At 61.8% G+C, this 14958-nt stretch carries 16 protein-coding genes; 6 read left to right on the forward strand and 10 right to left on the reverse strand.

The genetic code is table 11. The annotated features are described in order from the left end of the window. Window positions 1-42: 42 nt before the first annotated feature. Together LKD23_RS11700 and LKD23_RS11705 are read right to left on the reverse strand one after the other, a co-directional pair. Window positions 43-1653 (reverse strand): phosphoenolpyruvate--protein phosphotransferase, encoded by a 1611-nt coding sequence (locus tag LKD23_RS11700; protein WP_227621806.1) that lies wholly within the window; start codon window positions 1651-1653, stop codon window positions 43-45. Then, complete coding sequence (locus LKD23_RS11705; RefSeq protein WP_227621807.1) at window positions 1650-2822, reverse strand: patatin-like phospholipase family protein; 1173 nt, start codon at window positions 2820-2822, stop codon at window positions 1650-1652. Before LKD23_RS11705 ends, LKD23_RS11700 begins: the two co-directional genes overlap by 4 nt. 135 nt (window positions 2823-2957) lie before the next feature. On the opposite strand from LKD23_RS11705, the gene LKD23_RS11710 reads away from it, so the two are divergent. Further along, entirely contained in the window at window positions 2958-3608 is a 651-nt protein-coding gene (locus LKD23_RS11710) for an HAD family hydrolase (protein WP_227621808.1), read from the forward strand. Between the two features lie 83 nt (window positions 3609-3691). On the opposite strand, the gene LKD23_RS11715 is transcribed toward LKD23_RS11710, so the two are convergent. Further along, window positions 3692-4423: a LytR/AlgR family response regulator transcription factor gene (locus tag LKD23_RS11715; protein ID WP_227621809.1), complete on the reverse strand. Its 732-nt coding sequence runs from the start codon at window positions 4421-4423 to the stop codon at window positions 3692-3694. A 142-nt stretch (window positions 4424-4565) separates the two neighbouring features. Here LKD23_RS11715 and LKD23_RS11720 point away from each other — a divergent pair, with 142 nt between their 5' ends. Then, window positions 4566-5525, forward strand: a complete 960-nt coding sequence (locus tag LKD23_RS11720) for a glycosyltransferase (RefSeq protein WP_227621810.1) — start codon at window positions 4566-4568, stop codon at window positions 5523-5525. Between the two features lie 195 nt (window positions 5526-5720). Here LKD23_RS11720 and LKD23_RS11725 read toward each other — a convergent pair whose 3' ends face one another. After that, a complete protein-coding gene (locus LKD23_RS11725; protein WP_227621811.1) occupies window positions 5721-7520 on the reverse strand; it encodes an aminopeptidase P family N-terminal domain-containing protein in 1800 nt (599 codons plus the stop codon). A 171-nt stretch (window positions 7521-7691) separates the two neighbouring features. Here LKD23_RS11725 and LKD23_RS11730 point away from each other — a divergent pair, with 171 nt between their 5' ends. After that, on the forward strand, window positions 7692-8576 hold the full coding sequence (locus tag LKD23_RS11730; protein WP_227621812.1) for a PH domain-containing protein: 885 nt from the start codon (window positions 7692-7694) through the stop codon (window positions 8574-8576). 30 nt (window positions 8577-8606) lie between these two features. Here LKD23_RS11730 and LKD23_RS11735 read toward each other — a convergent pair whose 3' ends face one another. Next, window positions 8607-8795: a hypothetical protein gene (locus tag LKD23_RS11735; RefSeq protein WP_227621813.1), complete on the reverse strand. Its 189-nt coding sequence runs from the start codon at window positions 8793-8795 to the stop codon at window positions 8607-8609. On the opposite strand from LKD23_RS11735, the gene LKD23_RS11740 reads away from it, so the two are divergent. Genes LKD23_RS11740 through LKD23_RS11750 form a run of 3 tightly spaced genes read left to right on the forward strand, consistent with a single transcriptional unit; the run spans window position 8779 to window position 11478 of the window. Then, window positions 8779-10002: a CobW family GTP-binding protein gene (locus LKD23_RS11740; RefSeq protein ID WP_227621814.1), complete on the forward strand. Its 1224-nt coding sequence runs from the start codon at window positions 8779-8781 to the stop codon at window positions 10000-10002. The genes LKD23_RS11735 and LKD23_RS11740 overlap by 17 nt on opposite strands. A 26-nt stretch (window positions 10003-10028) precedes the next feature. After that, window positions 10029-10991 (forward strand): TIGR03943 family putative permease subunit, encoded by a 963-nt coding sequence (locus tag LKD23_RS11745; RefSeq protein WP_227621815.1) that lies wholly within the window; start codon window positions 10029-10031, stop codon window positions 10989-10991. Window positions 10992-11019: 28 nt separating this feature from the next. Beyond that, complete coding sequence (locus LKD23_RS11750) at window positions 11020-11478, forward strand: hypothetical protein (protein ID WP_227621816.1); 459 nt, start codon at window positions 11020-11022, stop codon at window positions 11476-11478. A 52-nt stretch (window positions 11479-11530) separates the two neighbouring features. Here the strand turns inward: LKD23_RS11750 and LKD23_RS11755 are convergent, their stop codons facing one another. The 5 genes from LKD23_RS11755 to LKD23_RS11775 form a co-directional block, all read right to left on the reverse strand. Beyond that, window positions 11531-11794 (reverse strand): Txe/YoeB family addiction module toxin, encoded by a 264-nt coding sequence (locus LKD23_RS11755; RefSeq protein ID WP_227621817.1) that lies wholly within the window; start codon window positions 11792-11794, stop codon window positions 11531-11533. After that, a complete protein-coding gene (locus LKD23_RS11760) occupies window positions 11795-12043 on the reverse strand; it encodes a type II toxin-antitoxin system Phd/YefM family antitoxin (protein ID WP_227621818.1) in 249 nt (82 codons plus the stop codon). A gap of 74 nt (window positions 12044-12117) precedes the next feature. Beyond that, window positions 12118-12891 (reverse strand): nucleoside phosphorylase, encoded by a 774-nt coding sequence (locus tag LKD23_RS11765; RefSeq protein ID WP_227621819.1) that lies wholly within the window; start codon window positions 12889-12891, stop codon window positions 12118-12120. Further along, on the reverse strand, window positions 12888-13595 hold the full coding sequence (locus LKD23_RS11770; protein ID WP_227621820.1) for a Crp/Fnr family transcriptional regulator: 708 nt from the start codon (window positions 13593-13595) through the stop codon (window positions 12888-12890). The genes LKD23_RS11765 and LKD23_RS11770 overlap by 4 nt, the downstream gene beginning before the upstream one ends. A 6-nt stretch (window positions 13596-13601) precedes the next feature. Further along, the gene (locus LKD23_RS11775) at window positions 13602-14459 is read right to left on the reverse strand and encodes an NAD(P)/FAD-dependent oxidoreductase (protein WP_227621821.1); all 858 of its coding nucleotides are present in this window, start codon (window positions 14457-14459) and stop codon (window positions 13602-13604) included. Between the last annotated feature and the right edge of the window lie 499 nt (window positions 14460-14958).

The raw sequence follows: 14958 nt of genomic DNA on the forward strand, positions 1-14958 counted from the left end.
CCGCAAAACGGGCGTCCCGCCGCGGCGGGACGCCCTTTTTCTTTATCTTGTTTCTGCATCCCGCAGGGCCTTTTTGATGGCCAGCAGGTTCTGGGGACTCATGGAGAAGCTGCGCAGGCCGAGGCGGAGATACTGGGTGGCGTTGACGGCGTTGCCGACGGCAAGGCCGCAGATCGTCACAGGGATGTCGGCCTTTTTCGCGGCGTCCACCACCATGGCGATGAGCTTTTTCATGGCCGGGCTGGCGGGGCGGTAGTAGTGCTCGGCAATGGCCAGCTCACGGCTCACGGCGTGGGTGTACTGGGTCAGGTCGTTAGTGCCGATGACAAAAAAGCGGCAGCCGTGGGCCGTAAAATCCTCTGCCGTCAGGCAGGCGGCAGGGATGCTGAGCATGACGCCGAAGGGCACATCCGGCTCGAACTCCTCCCCCCGCTCCGCGAGCTTGCGGCGGCAGTGGTCCACCACCTGCATGGCGGAATCCCAGTCCTCGATGTCCGTCACCATGGGGAACATGACCCGCAGGGGGCCTTTGGCGGCAGCCCGCATGAGGGCACAGATCTGGACTGCCATCTGGGGCAGGTTGCGCAGGCTGCTGCGGATGCCCCGCAGGCCCAGCTTGGAGGACTGGACGCCCTGATAGGCGTCCGCCATCGTGCGGTCGGCACCAAAGTCGAAGGTGCGCACCGTCACCATCTTTCCCTTGGCGGCGGCGAGGCAGGAGGTATAGAACAGATACTGCTCCTGCTCGTCCATGGCGTGGCCGGGCAGCATCATGTAGCTGCTGCGCAGCAGGCCCACGCCGGACGCTCCGGAGCTCATGGCCGTGCCCACATCCTCCGGGCCGAAGCAGTTGGCCAGAAGCTCGAACTCCTCGCCGTCCCGGGTGCGGTTGGGCAGCTCCAGCTGCGCGTTCAGCTCCTCGTTCTGGCGCTGCAGCTCGCAGATGCGGGTGATGGCGCTCTGGCGGGCGGCGGCGTCCGGGTCAAGGATGCACTCGCCCTCGGTGGCGTTCAGGATGACCTCGCGGCCATCGCAGTCCTCGAGGAAGTCCCGGCCCACCTGCGTGATGCCCGGGATGTTCAGCGAGCGGGCGATGATGGCCGCGTGGCTCTGGCCGCTGCCCTCGGCAGTGATAAGGCCGAGGATGCGCCCCGACGGGATGCTGAACAGGTCAGTGGGCATGAGCAGGTCCGACGCGATGATGACCGGGTGGTCGAGGGCCAGCCAGCTGCGGGGGCGGCGGCAGAGGATGTTGGTGATGCGCTGGGTCACGTCGAGGATGTCCACGCTCCGCAGCTGCATATAGGCGTTGTCTTTCATAGCCGAGAGCTGGGCCGCGTAGCGGCGGCCCACACGGTCCATCGCTTCGGCTGCACCCACACCGGCCCGGATCTGGAAGTTGACCTCATTCATGAAGCCCTCATCCTCCAGCATCATGCTCTGGAACAGAAAGATGGCCTGTTCGGTGGGGGCGGCGCGGTCTGCCATATCGTTCAGCTCCTTCTGAGCCAGCTGAATGGCATCTTCCAGCGCCTGCTTTTCCTGCTCGGGATGGAACGGCCCCTCGCCAAAGACCAGCGGCGGGCGCTCAAGACGGCTCACCTGCCCCAGCACAAGGCCGGGCGAGGCGGTAAAGCCCTTGTATCTCTTCATGTTTCCATTTCCTCCGGCGGCACCCTGCCGGTCAGCGCCCGGCAGACCAGTGCCTGCAAAAAGGTGTTGGGCAGCAGCGCGGCCCGCGCGGCCTGTGCCGGGCCTGCCTCGCCCTCGAACAGCGGCCCGAAGCGCGAAAGGCGCTCAAAGTCGCATTTTGTGAGGAACGCTTCTCCCAAGCTGCGGGTGGTATAGTAGGGAGCAGGGTCCACACCCACATCCTCGGCGACGGCTTCCAGCGGGGCCAGCTCGGCATCCGAGAGCTTCGCCAGCAGGAGGGCAATGTCCGCCGTCAGGGTGGAGGGGTGCTTCTCCCGCACCTCCTTCTGGACGGCCTCAAAGGCCGCATGGAATGCGGCGGCGTCCGCGCTGCTCCCGGCCCCGCTGTCCACAGCGTAGGCACAGCCGCGCAGCCGCCCAAAGGCCCGCAGGGTATCGTGATAGCCCAGCTCGATGTTCCGCCGGGCGGTGGCGGGGTCGAAGTGAAGGATGTCGCCCAGCTCCCAGTAGCTCCGGATGAGGGTCGTGGGCAGGCCGGTGCGGTTGGGGCGGGTGATGCCCACGCCCTCAAGGTCCACGCAGACCAGCTCTTCCGCCCCCATCTTCTGGGCCAGCGCCGTGGGCATATTGTCCCGGTAGCCGCCGTCCAGATAGGAAACGCCGTCGATGGTGTGGGCACGCAGGGCCGGGAAGCAGGCCGCCGAGGCCAGCAGGTAGTCTTTTACCTTTCCCTCCGGGATCTCTTCCAGCGGAAGCTCCCGGGCCTTGAGCGTCTTCTGCTCCACCGTGACGAGACCCAGCCGGATGGGGCTGCGGCGGAGGGCGTCCTCGTCCAGCACCCGCTCCACGATCTCTTCCAGCGGGGTGACGTCCATGCCGCCCTGCGTCACGGCGTCCTTGAGAAAGGCGTGCAGCTCCGGCAGGGGCGCGTCCTCGGCGGGCAGCTCTATCACATCCTGACTGCGGATGGTAAGCCACATATCCCGGGCCGTCTCGTAGAGGTCGAGGGCGAACATCGCACCGTTGAGGCTGCCCACGCTGGTGCCCGTGATGATCTGGGGCCGCCAGCCCAGCTCGGTGAGCGCCCGCCAGACGCCCACCTGATAGCTGCCGCGTGCACCGCCGCCTGCCAGCACCAGCGCCCTTATGGGGGTGTTGTTCTGCGCCATATCTGCCGCCTCCTTTGATGCGTTCCGGTTTTTCCTAGATTATAGCATATTTCCCGGGAGATTTCTCTCTGTTTTTGTAACAAAAAATATGCTATAATAAATTCACTTTGCCAGAACGATTCAGGAGGACCACAGATGCACCGCAAACAATGGATATTCGACATGGACGGCACCCTCACCGACAGCATGACCGTGGTGTGGCAGGGCGCACCGCTGGAGCTGCTGCGCCGCTATGGCCGCGAGGCCCGGCCCGGCATCCACGACGTCCTTCTGAGCATGGGGATGGTGGAGGGGGCGGAGTATCTTATCCGCACCTACGACCTGCCCCTCACCCTCCGGGACTACGAACCCGCCATGCGGCAGGTCATCCGGGACCTGTATCAAAAGGTCGAGCTGAAGCCCGGCGTCCGGGAGATGCTGGCCCGGCTGAAGGCCGAGGGGGCGCGGATGTGCATCTGCTCCAACACATGGGCTGACCAGTGCGAAGAGGTCCTCACCCGGCTGGGCGTGGCGGACTATTTCGAGTTTTTCTGCACCGCACAGGGCGCGAAGAGCAAGGCCCACCCCGCCGTGTTCCATGAGGTGCTGGACCGTCTGGGCGGCAGCGGCCCCGCCGACGCCGTCGTCTGTGAAGACGCCGTCTACGCCTCCCGCACCGCAAAGCAGTGCGGCTTCTACCTCATCGACATCGAGGACGAGACCAGCGCCGCCGATCAGCCCGAATTGCAGCGCCTCGCCGACCAGTACATACACGACTGGACACAGCTGGACTGGGCGGAGCTTTAAGAAGCGGTTTTATTGCAAGGCAAGAATTACAGCAACATGAAAACAGCAGTGGGGAGGCTCATTCCGGGCCCCCCCACTGCTGTTTATTGAAACTGCTTTTCCAGATAATCCCGCAGCGCCGTGCGGGCCGCAGGCTCCCGTCCGCGCGGCACAGGCACCCGCGCGCCGCTCTGCATCCAGAACTCGCTCGCTGCCAGCTGGGAGACTGCCGCCAGATTGACCACATAGGAGCGGTGGAGCTGGACGAAGCGCTCATCTGCCAGCAGCGGCTGGGCCACCTGCGCGAAGGGGACCCGGACCGAGAGGGAGGGCACATCCTCGCCGCTGGCGAGGTGGAAATGCACCACATGGTGGGTGCACTCGAGGTACTCGATGTCCGCGAAGGGCAGCACCCGCAGCCCCGACGCCGTGGCCACCGGGATGGCCGGGCCGTACTCCGGCTCGGTGGCCCGGGCCAGCAGGGCCATCAGCTGCTCGGGCGGGACGGGCAGCAATAAATACTGCATGGCGTCCACCCGGTAGGCGCTGTAGGCGTGGGCGGGCGTGTGGGCCAGAAAGGCCATCGGCGTCCTGCGTCCCCGGCTGCGGAGCGCCGCCGCCGCTCGCAGCGACGCAGCGGCCGCCGTGCTGGGCAGCTCGATGAGATACAGCTCGTACCGCTCCCCGGCGTCGTCCCGGGCCAGCAGGGCCTCCGGGCCGTCCAGCTGCTCGACGATGCAGGCATCGTCCCGCCGGGCATAATAGTCGAGGCACTGTCGCTCCACCCGGCTGCGGAGGACGCTGTCCGGGCTGCACACTGCGATATGGAAGATCAATTCAAAGCCCCCTTTCGGGCCTTCCGCCGGGTGCTTGCTTTTTCGGCCCGGTGGGAGTATCATTGCTGTAAAAAGCGCTATCGCAAAGATGCCGTTTTGACAGGCGCTATTTTTGAAAATTGCGATAAAAGGAGAAACTGCTATGGAAATGCCCCTCGTCAGCATCATCCTGCCGGTGTACAATGCCCAGAGCCATCTGAACCGCTGTCTTGGCAGCATCTGTGCCCAGCAATATGAGGATCTCGAGATCATCGTCATCAACGACGGCTCCAAGGACCAGAGCCTGCCCGTCTGCGAGGAGTTCCGCAAAAAGGACAGCCGCATCCTGCTGGTGGACAAGGCCAACTCCGGCGTGTCCGACACCCGCAACCTCGGCCTCAAGCTGGCCAGCGGTAAGTACGTCCAGTTCGTGGACAGCGATGACTACATCGCCCCGGACTACACAGCCCGGCTGGTGGAGGCGGCGGAGCAGTCGGGCGCTGACCTCGTCATCTCGCCCTACACCATGGTCATCCCCGCCGGGGCATCCAAGCCCGGGCAGGTGCTGGAAAAGATTCAGGACGATCTCGGCGTCATGCACGTTGCCCGCCCGCCGGAAACGAGGGAATACGGCTTCCTGCCCGCAGGCATCTACGACAAGGACACCTTCGCCCTCCGCCTGATGGACAAGCCCGCTTCATATTTTTACGGCGTGCTCTGGAACAAGCTCTACCGCCGCGACCTTTTCGCGGCCCACGACATCCGCTTTACCAGCGAGATGCGCTGGGCCGAAGACCTCGTGTTCAATATGCAGTATATCCAGTACGCCGAGGTCTTTGCGTCCATCCCGCAGCCCGGCTACTACTACGTCCAGAACCCCCAGAGCATCTGCCACACCCAGATCAAGCCCGCCACCCTCGTGCAGAACAAAATTCAGGTGTTCCGCTACTACAAAGACCTCTACACCCGCCTCGGGATGTACGAGGAGGTGCGTCCCCAGCTCTACAAGTTCCTCATCGACATCGCCGAGAGCACCTATCCCTCCGGCCCCTTCAAAAAGGTCATCGACGAGGCCAAGGCCTACTGGAAAGAGCACAAGGCCGAGCTGGAGCAAAGGTCCTGACGAGAAACAAAAACGGGCTGTTGCACATCCCAACCTCTCAGTCTCGCATTCGCTCGACAGCTCCCCTACCGAGGGGAGCCTCTGGCGAAGAGGGAAAGCTTTCCAGAATGCCAAGGCCTCTCCTCGATAGGAGAGGTGGCATTGCGAAGCAATGACGGAGAGGTTGTCGATATGCCGCAGCCCTTCTTTTATTTGTTATGCCCCGATGGCAGCGCACTTCTTGGCCAGCCAGTCGCGCTCATCCTCGGTCAGACGGGGAGCCAGCTTCTCGAAGACCTCGCGGTGGTAGGCGTTCAGCCAATCCAGCTCGTCGCGGCTCAGCACGCCGGGGACGATGGGGGAGATGGCGATGGGCACGAACGTCACCGGACGGAAGGCGAGGAACTCGCCGTACTGGTTGGAGGCCTTGTGATAGCACTCCAGCTCGTTCTCGATGCGGATGCCCACGACGCCGCCCTCGTAGACGCCCGGCTCATCGGTGACGATCATACCGGGCTTGAAGACGGTGGTATTGCGGCCGTTCAGGGCGTGGGGGCCTTCGTGGACATTGCCCACATGGCTGACGCTGTGGCCGGTGCCGCAGCGGTAGTTGATGAGGTGGCGCCACAGCGGCTCGCGGGCGATGGTGTCCAGCATATGGCCGTCGCAGTAGTCCAGCCAGACGGCCCGGGCGATGTCGATGTGGCACTGGAGCGTCCAAGTGTAGAACAGCCGCTCGTCCTCGGTCAGCTCGCCCAGCGGGTAGGTACGGGTGATGTCGGTGGTGCCGTCCATGTAGGTCGCGCCGCTGTCCACCAGCAGGAAGCCCTTCTTCTCCAGCTTTGCGTGATCTTCCTCGGTGGCGTGGTAGTGCATCATGGCGGCGTTCGGGCCGTAGGCGGCGATGGTGCCGAAGCTCTCGGTCAGGAACTTGTCCTGTGCGCTGCGGTATTTGTGGAGGAGCTCGTCGATGGTCAGCTCGGTCAGCTCCTCGCCGGCAGCCAGACGGTTCTCCAGCTCGATCTGGAAGCGCACCATGGCCACGCCGTCCCGGAGGTGGGCCTCGCGGGTGTGGGCCAGCTCGACTTCGTTCTTGACGCCCTTCATGGGCAGCAGGGGGTCGGCCTCATCCTTGACGGTAAGGGCCGGGTTGGCCTCCAGCGTCTGATAGACAGCATAGTTGACGGAGGCGGGGTCGGCCAGCACGGTCTGGGTCTCGGTCTGGGCGGCGAGGAAGGAGAGCACATCGTCGTACTCTGCCAGCTCGACGCCGTTCTCCTTCAGCTCAGCCGCTGCCTCCGCGCTGACGCGGGCGGTGTTGATGAAGAGAGTCGCCTTGTCCGGGGTGACGTAGCAATAGGCCATGGCATAGGGGGTACACTGGATGTCCATGGCGCGGAGGTTGAGCAGCCATGCAAGGTTGTCCAGCTTGCCCATAAGCTGTGCGGTGCAGCCCAGCTCAGAGAGCTTCGCGCGCAGCTGGCCCAGCTTTTCGGCGGGGGAGAAGCCTGCATATTCCTTCGGCAGGATCCACGCCGGGGTAGCAGGCAGGGCGGGACGGCCCTCAGTCCACAGCTCGTCCTCGAGGTTCAGCAGCTTGATGGTGCCCTTCTTGGCGTCCAGCTCTTTTTGCAGGCTGCGCACCAGACCGCAGGAGGCCGTCAGGCCGCAGAGGCCCAGCTTGCCGCCCTCGGGCAGGACTTTGGCGCAGTACTGCTCGGCGGTGGGCACATCCGGCTCACCCATCCGCATCAGCTGGATCTCAGTACCTGCAATTTCCTTCTCGGCCTGCACAAAGTAGCGGCCATCCGCCCAGACGGCGCTCTCGGTCATGGTCACGACGAAGTTGGAGTTCTCGCCGTGGAAACCGGAGAAGTAGGTCAGGGCGGTGTAGTGGTCCGGCATATACTCGCTGGCGTGCGGGTCGCCCACCGGAATGAGGTAGACGTCCACACCATTTGCCTTCATGGCCGCGCGCAGGGCGGCCAGACGCTCAGGAACGGTATTCATGCTCATATCAAAAAAGCCTTCTTTCTTTGTTCTGCCGGAAAAACGCCCGGCGGCGATGATCTGCCGGGTCTATTGTATCATTCTGCGCCACAGAATGCAATTCGTGGGCATCATTTTGACTTTTTGCCGCGTTCCGTGTATCCTAGGGCCATAGACTTATTGAATGGAGGCGTTCTCATGGCATTTTCCATCATTATGCTCGCCTGTCTTATCGTCTGCGTCGGCATCGATTATCTGAGCCTGAAGCGCATCGACCAGAACGGCGCTCTGCTGGGCGTCACACTGCCGCCGGACGCCGCCGCCCTGCCCGAGGTGCAGAGCATCGTGCAACAATATCTGCGCTGGTTGCGCATCATCTGCCTGCTCTGCGCCGCCGGGGGCGTCGGGCTGTTTTTCCTGCCCGATTCGCTGCTCCGGGTCATGGTCTGGGTCTATTTCTTTTTCGGAAGTCTGGCTCTGCCGTATCTGCCCTGTCTGTGGGCAAATCGCACCCTCCAAAGGCTGCGGGATGCCCACGGCTGGCCCGCAGCCCCCGGAGATGTCCCATGGAAATACGGTCTGTTCTATTATGCTCCTGACGACACGCGCGCCTCTGTGCCTAAGCGCATCGGCAAGGGGACTACCGCCAACCTCGCCACCCTCCGGGGGAAGCTTGCTGTGGCGGTCAATGCCATTGCAATCGCTGCCATCCTACTGACCGGGCCGGTGCTAGGCGTCCTCGACCACACGCCCGCAAGGCTGGAATTGCAGGTATCACCCACCGTAGAGCTGCAATCTTACCACGGCAAGACCCGGAAGTACATCATCCCTCTGGACAGCATCACCAAAGTACAGGTCTATTCCTCTCTGCCGGAGGCAAGCCGGGTCGGCGGCATCGACTTGGAGCACTACTGGCAGGGCACCTTCGTCATGGTACACGACGGCACTGTCCACCTCTGCCTCGACCCCACCGCCGGAAAATTCCTGCGAGTGGAAACGGAGGACGGCATTTTCTGGCTCACCGCCGAGACGGACGAACAAACTGAAAAAGTAGCGGACTGGCTCACGGAGGAGCTGAGCTGACCCGAAAACGCAAGCAAATTGCAAAAAATGTTACAAATTTCTCATCAAAAAGGCCGGTTTGCCATTGACAGCCTTGTTATAATAGGAGTGTAGGAATTTTTCCGGGTCAGCACTCAGCGCCCCGGATTGCTTGTAAGGCCCGCAGGGCCTGCTGGGCAGCGCCTTTTGCGGCGGCTGCATAAAAGAAAGAGGCATTTCGAATATGACCAAGATCGACATTTTCTCCGGCTTCCTTGGTGCCGGTAAGACCACTCTGATCAAGAAGCTCATCAAGGAGTCCTTTGCAGGCCAGAAGGTCGTGCTCATCGAGAACGAGTTCGGCGAGATCGGCATCGACGGCGGCTTCCTGAAGGAGTCCGGCATCCAGATCAACGAGCTGAACGCCGGCTGCATCTGCTGCTCTCTGGTGGGCGATTTCCGCGCCGCACTCCAGCAGGTGGTGGAGCAGTACCACCCCGACCGCATCGTCATCGAGCCGTCCGGCGTCGGCAAGCTGTCTGACGTGACCCGCGCTGTCGAGGGCGTGGCCGAGCATCTGGACGTCCAGCTCAGCAGCTTTGTCACCGTGGCCGATGTCAACAAGGTCAAGATGTATATGAAGAACTTCGGCGAGTTCTACGACGACCAGATCAGCCACGCAAGCTGCATCATCCTCAGCCGCACCCAGACCGCCTCTGAGGAAAAGATCGCCGCCGCTGTGGCCCTGCTGCGTGAGAAGAACCCCACCGCCACCATCGTCACCACCGCATGGGACGCTCTGACCGGTGAGCAGATCCTGAAGGCCATGTCCACCAAGAACGACTTCAAGGCCGAGCTGATTGCCATGGCGGCCAAGGCCAACGAGGAGCGCGCCCACGAGGACGAGGAGGAAGAGCATCATCACCACCATCATCATTACGATGAGAACGGCGTCTGCACCTGCGGCCATCATCACGATGAGGATGACGACGATGATGAGGATGAGGAGCACGAGCACCATCATCACCACGACCATGATGACGATGATCATGACGGGCACTGCTGCTGCGGTCATCATCACGACCACGACGAGGACGATGATGAGGACGAGCATGAGCATCACCACCACGACCACGATGACCACGACGGTCATTGCTGCTGCGGCCACCATCACCATCATCACGACCATGACGCCGACGAGGTCTTCACCAGCTGGGGCGTCGAGACGGCCAAGAAATTCTCCAAGGCGGACATCGAGCACGCCCTCACCGAGCTGGACTCCGGCAATTACGGCATGATCCTCCGCTCCAAGGGCATCGTGGACGGCGGCACCGACGGCTGGCTGGAGTTCGACTATGTCCCCGGCGAGTGGGAAGTCCGCGCACGCGGCGCAGATGTCGGCGGCAAGCTGGTGGTCATCGGCTCCAAGCTGGATGAGAAGGCCATCGCAGCACTGTTCGGCTGCTGATATTGGCCCTGAAAGGATAAACGATTATGGCAAATGAGATCCCGGTATACCTGTTTGTGGGCTTCCTCGAGAGCGGCAAGACCAAGTTCATTCAGGAGACCTTTGAAGACCCCAACTTCGACTCCGGCGACAAGACCCTTCTGCTGGTCTGCGAGGAGGGCGAAGAGGAATATAATCAGAAGAAGTTCGCCTTCCCCGGCGTGACCCTCTACAACCTCGAGGACAAGGCTGAGCTGAACCCCCAGAACCTCGCCAAGCTGGCCAAGGAGGCCGATGCAGGCCGCGTGGTCATCGAGTACAACGGTATGTGGATGCTGCAGGATCTGGCAAACAACCTGCCCGAGAACTGGATCGTCTACCAGTGCATCGCCACCGCCGACGGCACCACCGCCCTGACCTACGCCCGCGACAACTCCATGCGCGCGCTGATGCTGGACAAGATCGCCCGCAGCGAGCTGATCGTCTTCAACCGCGCCGAAGCCGTCAACAACGACGCTGCCCGTCAGGAGCTGCACAAGCTGGTGCGTCAGGCTTCCCGCAAGTGCGACATCGCCTATGAGTTCAAGGACGGCAGCGTGGCTTACGACGACATCCCCGACCCGTTGCCCTTTGACATCAACGCCCCGGTCATCGACATCCCGGACGAGGATTTCGGCATCTGGTATATGGACTGTCAGGACGAGCCGCAGAAGTACACGGGCAAGACCGTCAAGTTCCTCGCGCAGGTCTGCCAGACCAACCGCGCCGGCAAGAACAGCTTCGTGCCCGGCCGGTTCGCCATGACCTGCTGCGTGCAGGACATCCAGTTCGTGGGCTTCCCCTGCAGCTACGACGGCTACAAGGCCCTCGAGCAGCGGGCTTGGGTCAAGGTAACGGCCAAGGTGGGCTACAAGTTCCACAACATCTACCGCGGCAAAGGCCCGGTGCTCACTGCTCTGTCGGTGGAGCCTGCCGAGAAGCCGCTGAACGACGTGGTCACGTTCTCTTAAATCACCACACTGCCAAGGAGGTCATGACATGAAAGCAATCTTCCGCATTCTGGGCACTGCCGCCGCTGTGGCGGCTACTGGTGCTGCCATCGTCATCATGGACAAGTTCCTGAACGAGAAGGCCGCTCCTTTCATCGAATCCATCGAGTTTCCCGAGGACGCCGAGCAGGACGATGCAGAGGCCGCCAAGACCGCCGAGGCATACGCTGAGGGCGAAGCCAAGGCAGAGGCCGAAGCCGCCGCACCGGCGGAAGAGGCCTCTCCCGCCGAAACGCCTGCCGCACCAAAGGCAGAGGCCGAAGAACCTGCGGCACCGGCCAGCCCGGACGAGGAACGCCCGGTCTATGACCCCGAGGCCCCGAACCCGAACCCCGTAGAGGCCGGCCCCGCCGTCGCCCCCAAGGACGAAAGCGGCAAATTCGACCCCACCAAGATTGCTGAGGCTTCTGATTTCGGCGACTGGGAAGAGCAGGGGTGTAAAGGGTAAACCTCTTAGATAATAAAAATGCCATCGCGCTTTGAGAGCACGATGGCATTTTTTATCGCTCGTAATGCGTCCAGAGGCTCAGGATCTTGATGGTCTTTTCTTCCTCATAGACTTGATAGACCAGCCGGTGCTGTAAATTGATGCGGCGTCTGTACGCTCCGCCCAGATCACCGACCAGTTTTTCATAGGGCGGCGGCTTCTGGAAGGGGTCATCCCGGATAATATCGATCAATGCCTTCGCCTTATCCGCCAGATGTGCGGCTTTCAGCTTCGGGATGTCCTTTGCCGCCGTTTTTGTGTAGACGATCTTGTACATTTACCACTCCACGTCCTCTTCGTCCAGGCACTCATCCAGCGGCTGTTTCAACCCGTCCATGACCTTCTCTCTCATGCCGGGCACCGAGACCAGATACAGCGTCTCCATCAAGCCGCTGTAATCCTCCGCGCTCAGCAGAACGGCGTCGCCGTCCTTCGTGCTGATGCTGAGCGGCTCATTGTACTTGATGGTCTGCTCCACATAGTTGAACGCATTCTTGCGGAAATTGGTGATGTTTGTCGTGGTCATGCTATCGCCTCCTATGTACATAATAGCGTACATAAAATGAAATGTCAAGCAGTTTCAACGACCCTCTGCGATTTTTATGTGATCCACCACATTCTCAGCACCTCTACACAGAGTTCCAGCGCTTTCCGTAGCGAATCCTTTCCCCAGTCACGGTCATCATGCCGCTCTGCGTTTGCAAGGGAATCCGCCGTATACAGGATTTGTCCAAAAGCTGCTCCGCGCTTCTTGGCGCAGGCCGCGAGGGCGGCACATTCCATTTCTACCGTTGCGCAGCCTTCGGCTTTCCGGTACGCCACCATATCTCTCGTTTCCCGGAAAAAACCGTCCGTCGTCCATGTGATACACTCACGGAAGGGAAGACCCAGTGCACGGAAGGTCTTTTCTATGACCTGCACTGCTTCCGAGGCCGGTTCTGCATACCGGGCGGCAGGAAGATAGTGATAGGATGTACCCTCATCCCGCAGCGCTTTGGTCGGGATGAGAAACTCGTTCTCTGCCATTTCGGTCAGCACGCCGCATGAGCCTGCCGTAATAATTTTCCTGCACCCGCAAGCAATGAGGCAGTCCATAAACTGCGCCGCAGCGGGCGCTCCCAGTGGGGCCTGACAAAGGCAGAACTCTTCGCCGTCATTTTTTATAACATAAATCGGGTAGGTCTTTGTGATCGTCTCAAAATGCTCTGCAACCGTCGCGCCCATCTCGGCAGCATAGGTATCGATGGTGTCTCCCAAAAAGGCAAAGACGCATTTCTCCGGCAGAGTCAGCTGCTCCGCCCCGTGATTGGGCTTTAATATCTCTATCGAGTCGAAATCGTATTCCAAAATGGGAAATTCATTTTTCTGTATCATGCTTCACCTCTCGCAATCCGGTTCAGCCTTTCCTTGTCTAATACCTCTACCCCGCCGCGGTAGAGCTTCACGATGCCCTCACCGGCGAAGTATTTGAGCAGGCGGCTCACCACCTCCCGGGCAGAGCCCATGTACTTCGCCATCTGATCCTGCGTCAGGCAGACGTCCTCGCCGCCGGTCTTGGCAAGCTCGTCCGCGAGGAAGATGGCCAGCCGCCGGTCGGCGCTCATGAAGAGGATCTGCTGCATGGTCCACATGGTATCGGAGAAGCGCTCGGCCGTCATCTGGTAGGCGAAGCACCGCACCTCCACGTTCTGCTGCATCAGGCTGCGGAAGACGCCCGCGCTGATGCAGTAAGCCTCGGTGTCCTCCTCGGCGTCGATGTAGAGATCGAAGTTCACCGAATCCATCACGCAGGAGGCCGAGAGGATACATATCTCGCCGCCGAATAGGCGGTAGAGGGTCACATCCCGGCCATCGTCGGAGAGCAGGTAGGCCCGGAACTGGCCGGTGCGCAGCAGCAGGATGCCCACGCAGTTTTCCACCGGGCTGTGGACGCGCTCACCCCTGCGGTAACGCACAGGCCGGGTGGCGCGGCAGAGCAGCTCCTGCTGGTCGGCGGTCAGCTTGTCCCAGAAGGGGAAGGCGCAGGCGAGGCACTGGCGGTGCTCACCGCATCGGGAGATGGGGAGAACTTCCGGCATCTTGGCTCACTCCTTTCGCAGGGCCTTGGCGGCTTCGGTGCCTGCCAGCGCGCCCTCATAGACGGCCTTTGCCACCTGCAAAAGCCCGCCGGTGCAGTCTCCGGCGGCGTAGAGGCCGGGAACAGTGGTCTGCATCTTTCCATCGGTGACGATGCGGTTATTTTCCACTGCTGCACCGATCTTCCGGGCCAGCGCCGTGCTGCCCGCAACGCCCAGCGCGATGAACACACCCGCCAGCTCCACGACCTCGCCGCCCGCCAGCTGGACGCCGGTGACTTTCTGCTCGCCGAGGACAGCGTCGATCTTTTCGGGCCGGACGGTCACTTCCGGCGGGAACTGGGCCGCCAGCGGCGCACCGTTCAGCAGGAGGGTGACGCTGGACGCCACCGGCAGAAGGGCCTGCACCTCGTGGAGGGCGTATTCGCCGCTGCCCACTACCGCCACGTCTCTGCCGCGGTAGAAAAAGGCATCACAGGTGGCACAGTAGCTGACGCCGTGGCCCTCAAGACCCGCCAGCCCCGGGATGCGGGGCACGGCCCGGGCTGCACCGGTGGCGAGGATGACAGCATCCGCCGGGTAATCTCCGTCGAGCGTCTCCACCGTGAGTTTATCGGTATAGGTCAGGCCCACAGCTTCGGTGGTGACGAACTTGACGCCCACCGCCTTGGCCCCCTCGATGCCCTGCCGCTCCAGCTCGGCACCGGAGATGGGAGCGGCGAAGCCGTAGTAATTCTGGATCCCCTCGGCGCGGTCGAGCGCACCCGGCCCCCGGGTGAGGACGGTGGTGTCCACCCCGGCGCGGGCGGTGTACAGCGCAGCAGATACTCCCGCCGGGCCGGAACCAATGATGACGATGTTGGACATAGTGGGCCTCCTTATACTTCTTGTATCATCAAATCCATGCATTTTCGCTATTTGCTGGAACGCGGCGCTTGGTTGCAGCAGGGCTAAGCTTTCTTTAAGTGGGATCACGCGCTGGTGGCGCGGGGCAGTTTTTCTCTTACGGTCAAATGGCTTGCGCTCCGCGCGGGCCAGAGGCAGGGAGGGGTGTTTCGACTCCCCCCTCCCTACCTCTGGACTCCACTCTCCCCGCAACGAGTTAAGGGCTGCTCGCCCTTAACAATTCCAAAGAAGAAGTCGAAACGGAAAAAAGCTAGCCGCTGCGCTAAGACGGGTTGCGGTGCCCAGCGTCCACTTCGTGCCTTGAGCGGCACTCGTGTCCTGCTGACCGCGGCCCCAACAGCTCCTCCCTGCATCCGCCGCAGGCGGCGGTCGTCGCTGTTGCACTTTTTTCTCGTTTCTCCCATTTGCTGCTTCGCAGCAGACTTTACGCCCTTGCAGAACATAAAGTTCTGCGAAAACG

Source organism: Faecalibacterium butyricigenerans (assembly GCF_020687345.1).
GTDB lineage: Bacteria > Bacillota > Clostridia > Oscillospirales > Ruminococcaceae > Faecalibacterium > Faecalibacterium butyricigenerans.

Coding starts and splice junctions, on each gene's coding strand:
- LKD23_RS11700 (WP_227621806.1), bottom strand. CDS start 1,653: ATGAAGAGATACAAGGGCTTTACCGCCTCGCCCGGCCTTGTGCTGGGG.
- LKD23_RS11705 (WP_227621807.1), bottom strand. CDS start 2,822: ATGGCGCAGAACAACACCCCCATAAGGGCGCTGGTGCTGGCAGGCGGC.
- LKD23_RS11710 (WP_227621808.1), top strand. CDS start 2,958: ATGCACCGCAAACAATGGATATTCGACATGGACGGCACCCTCACCGAC.
- LKD23_RS11720 (WP_227621810.1), top strand. CDS start 4,566: ATGGAAATGCCCCTCGTCAGCATCATCCTGCCGGTGTACAATGCCCAG.
- LKD23_RS11725 (WP_227621811.1), bottom strand. CDS start 7,520: ATGAGCATGAATACCGTTCCTGAGCGTCTGGCCGCCCTGCGCGCGGCC.
- LKD23_RS11730 (WP_227621812.1), top strand. CDS start 7,692: ATGGCATTTTCCATCATTATGCTCGCCTGTCTTATCGTCTGCGTCGGC.
- LKD23_RS11740 (WP_227621814.1), top strand. CDS start 8,779: ATGACCAAGATCGACATTTTCTCCGGCTTCCTTGGTGCCGGTAAGACC.
- LKD23_RS11735 (WP_227621813.1), bottom strand. CDS start 8,795: ATGTCGATCTTGGTCATATTCGAAATGCCTCTTTCTTTTATGCAGCCG.
- LKD23_RS11745 (WP_227621815.1), top strand. CDS start 10,029: ATGGCAAATGAGATCCCGGTATACCTGTTTGTGGGCTTCCTCGAGAGC.
- LKD23_RS11750 (WP_227621816.1), top strand. CDS start 11,020: ATGAAAGCAATCTTCCGCATTCTGGGCACTGCCGCCGCTGTGGCGGCT.
- LKD23_RS11755 (WP_227621817.1), bottom strand. CDS start 11,794: ATGTACAAGATCGTCTACACAAAAACGGCGGCAAAGGACATCCCGAAG.
- LKD23_RS11760 (WP_227621818.1), bottom strand. CDS start 12,043: ATGACCACGACAAACATCACCAATTTCCGCAAGAATGCGTTCAACTAT.
- LKD23_RS11765 (WP_227621819.1), bottom strand. CDS start 12,891: ATGATACAGAAAAATGAATTTCCCATTTTGGAATACGATTTCGACTCG.
- LKD23_RS11770 (WP_227621820.1), bottom strand. CDS start 13,595: ATGCCGGAAGTTCTCCCCATCTCCCGATGCGGTGAGCACCGCCAGTGC.
- LKD23_RS11775 (WP_227621821.1), bottom strand. CDS start 14,459: ATGTCCAACATCGTCATCATTGGTTCCGGCCCGGCGGGAGTATCTGCT.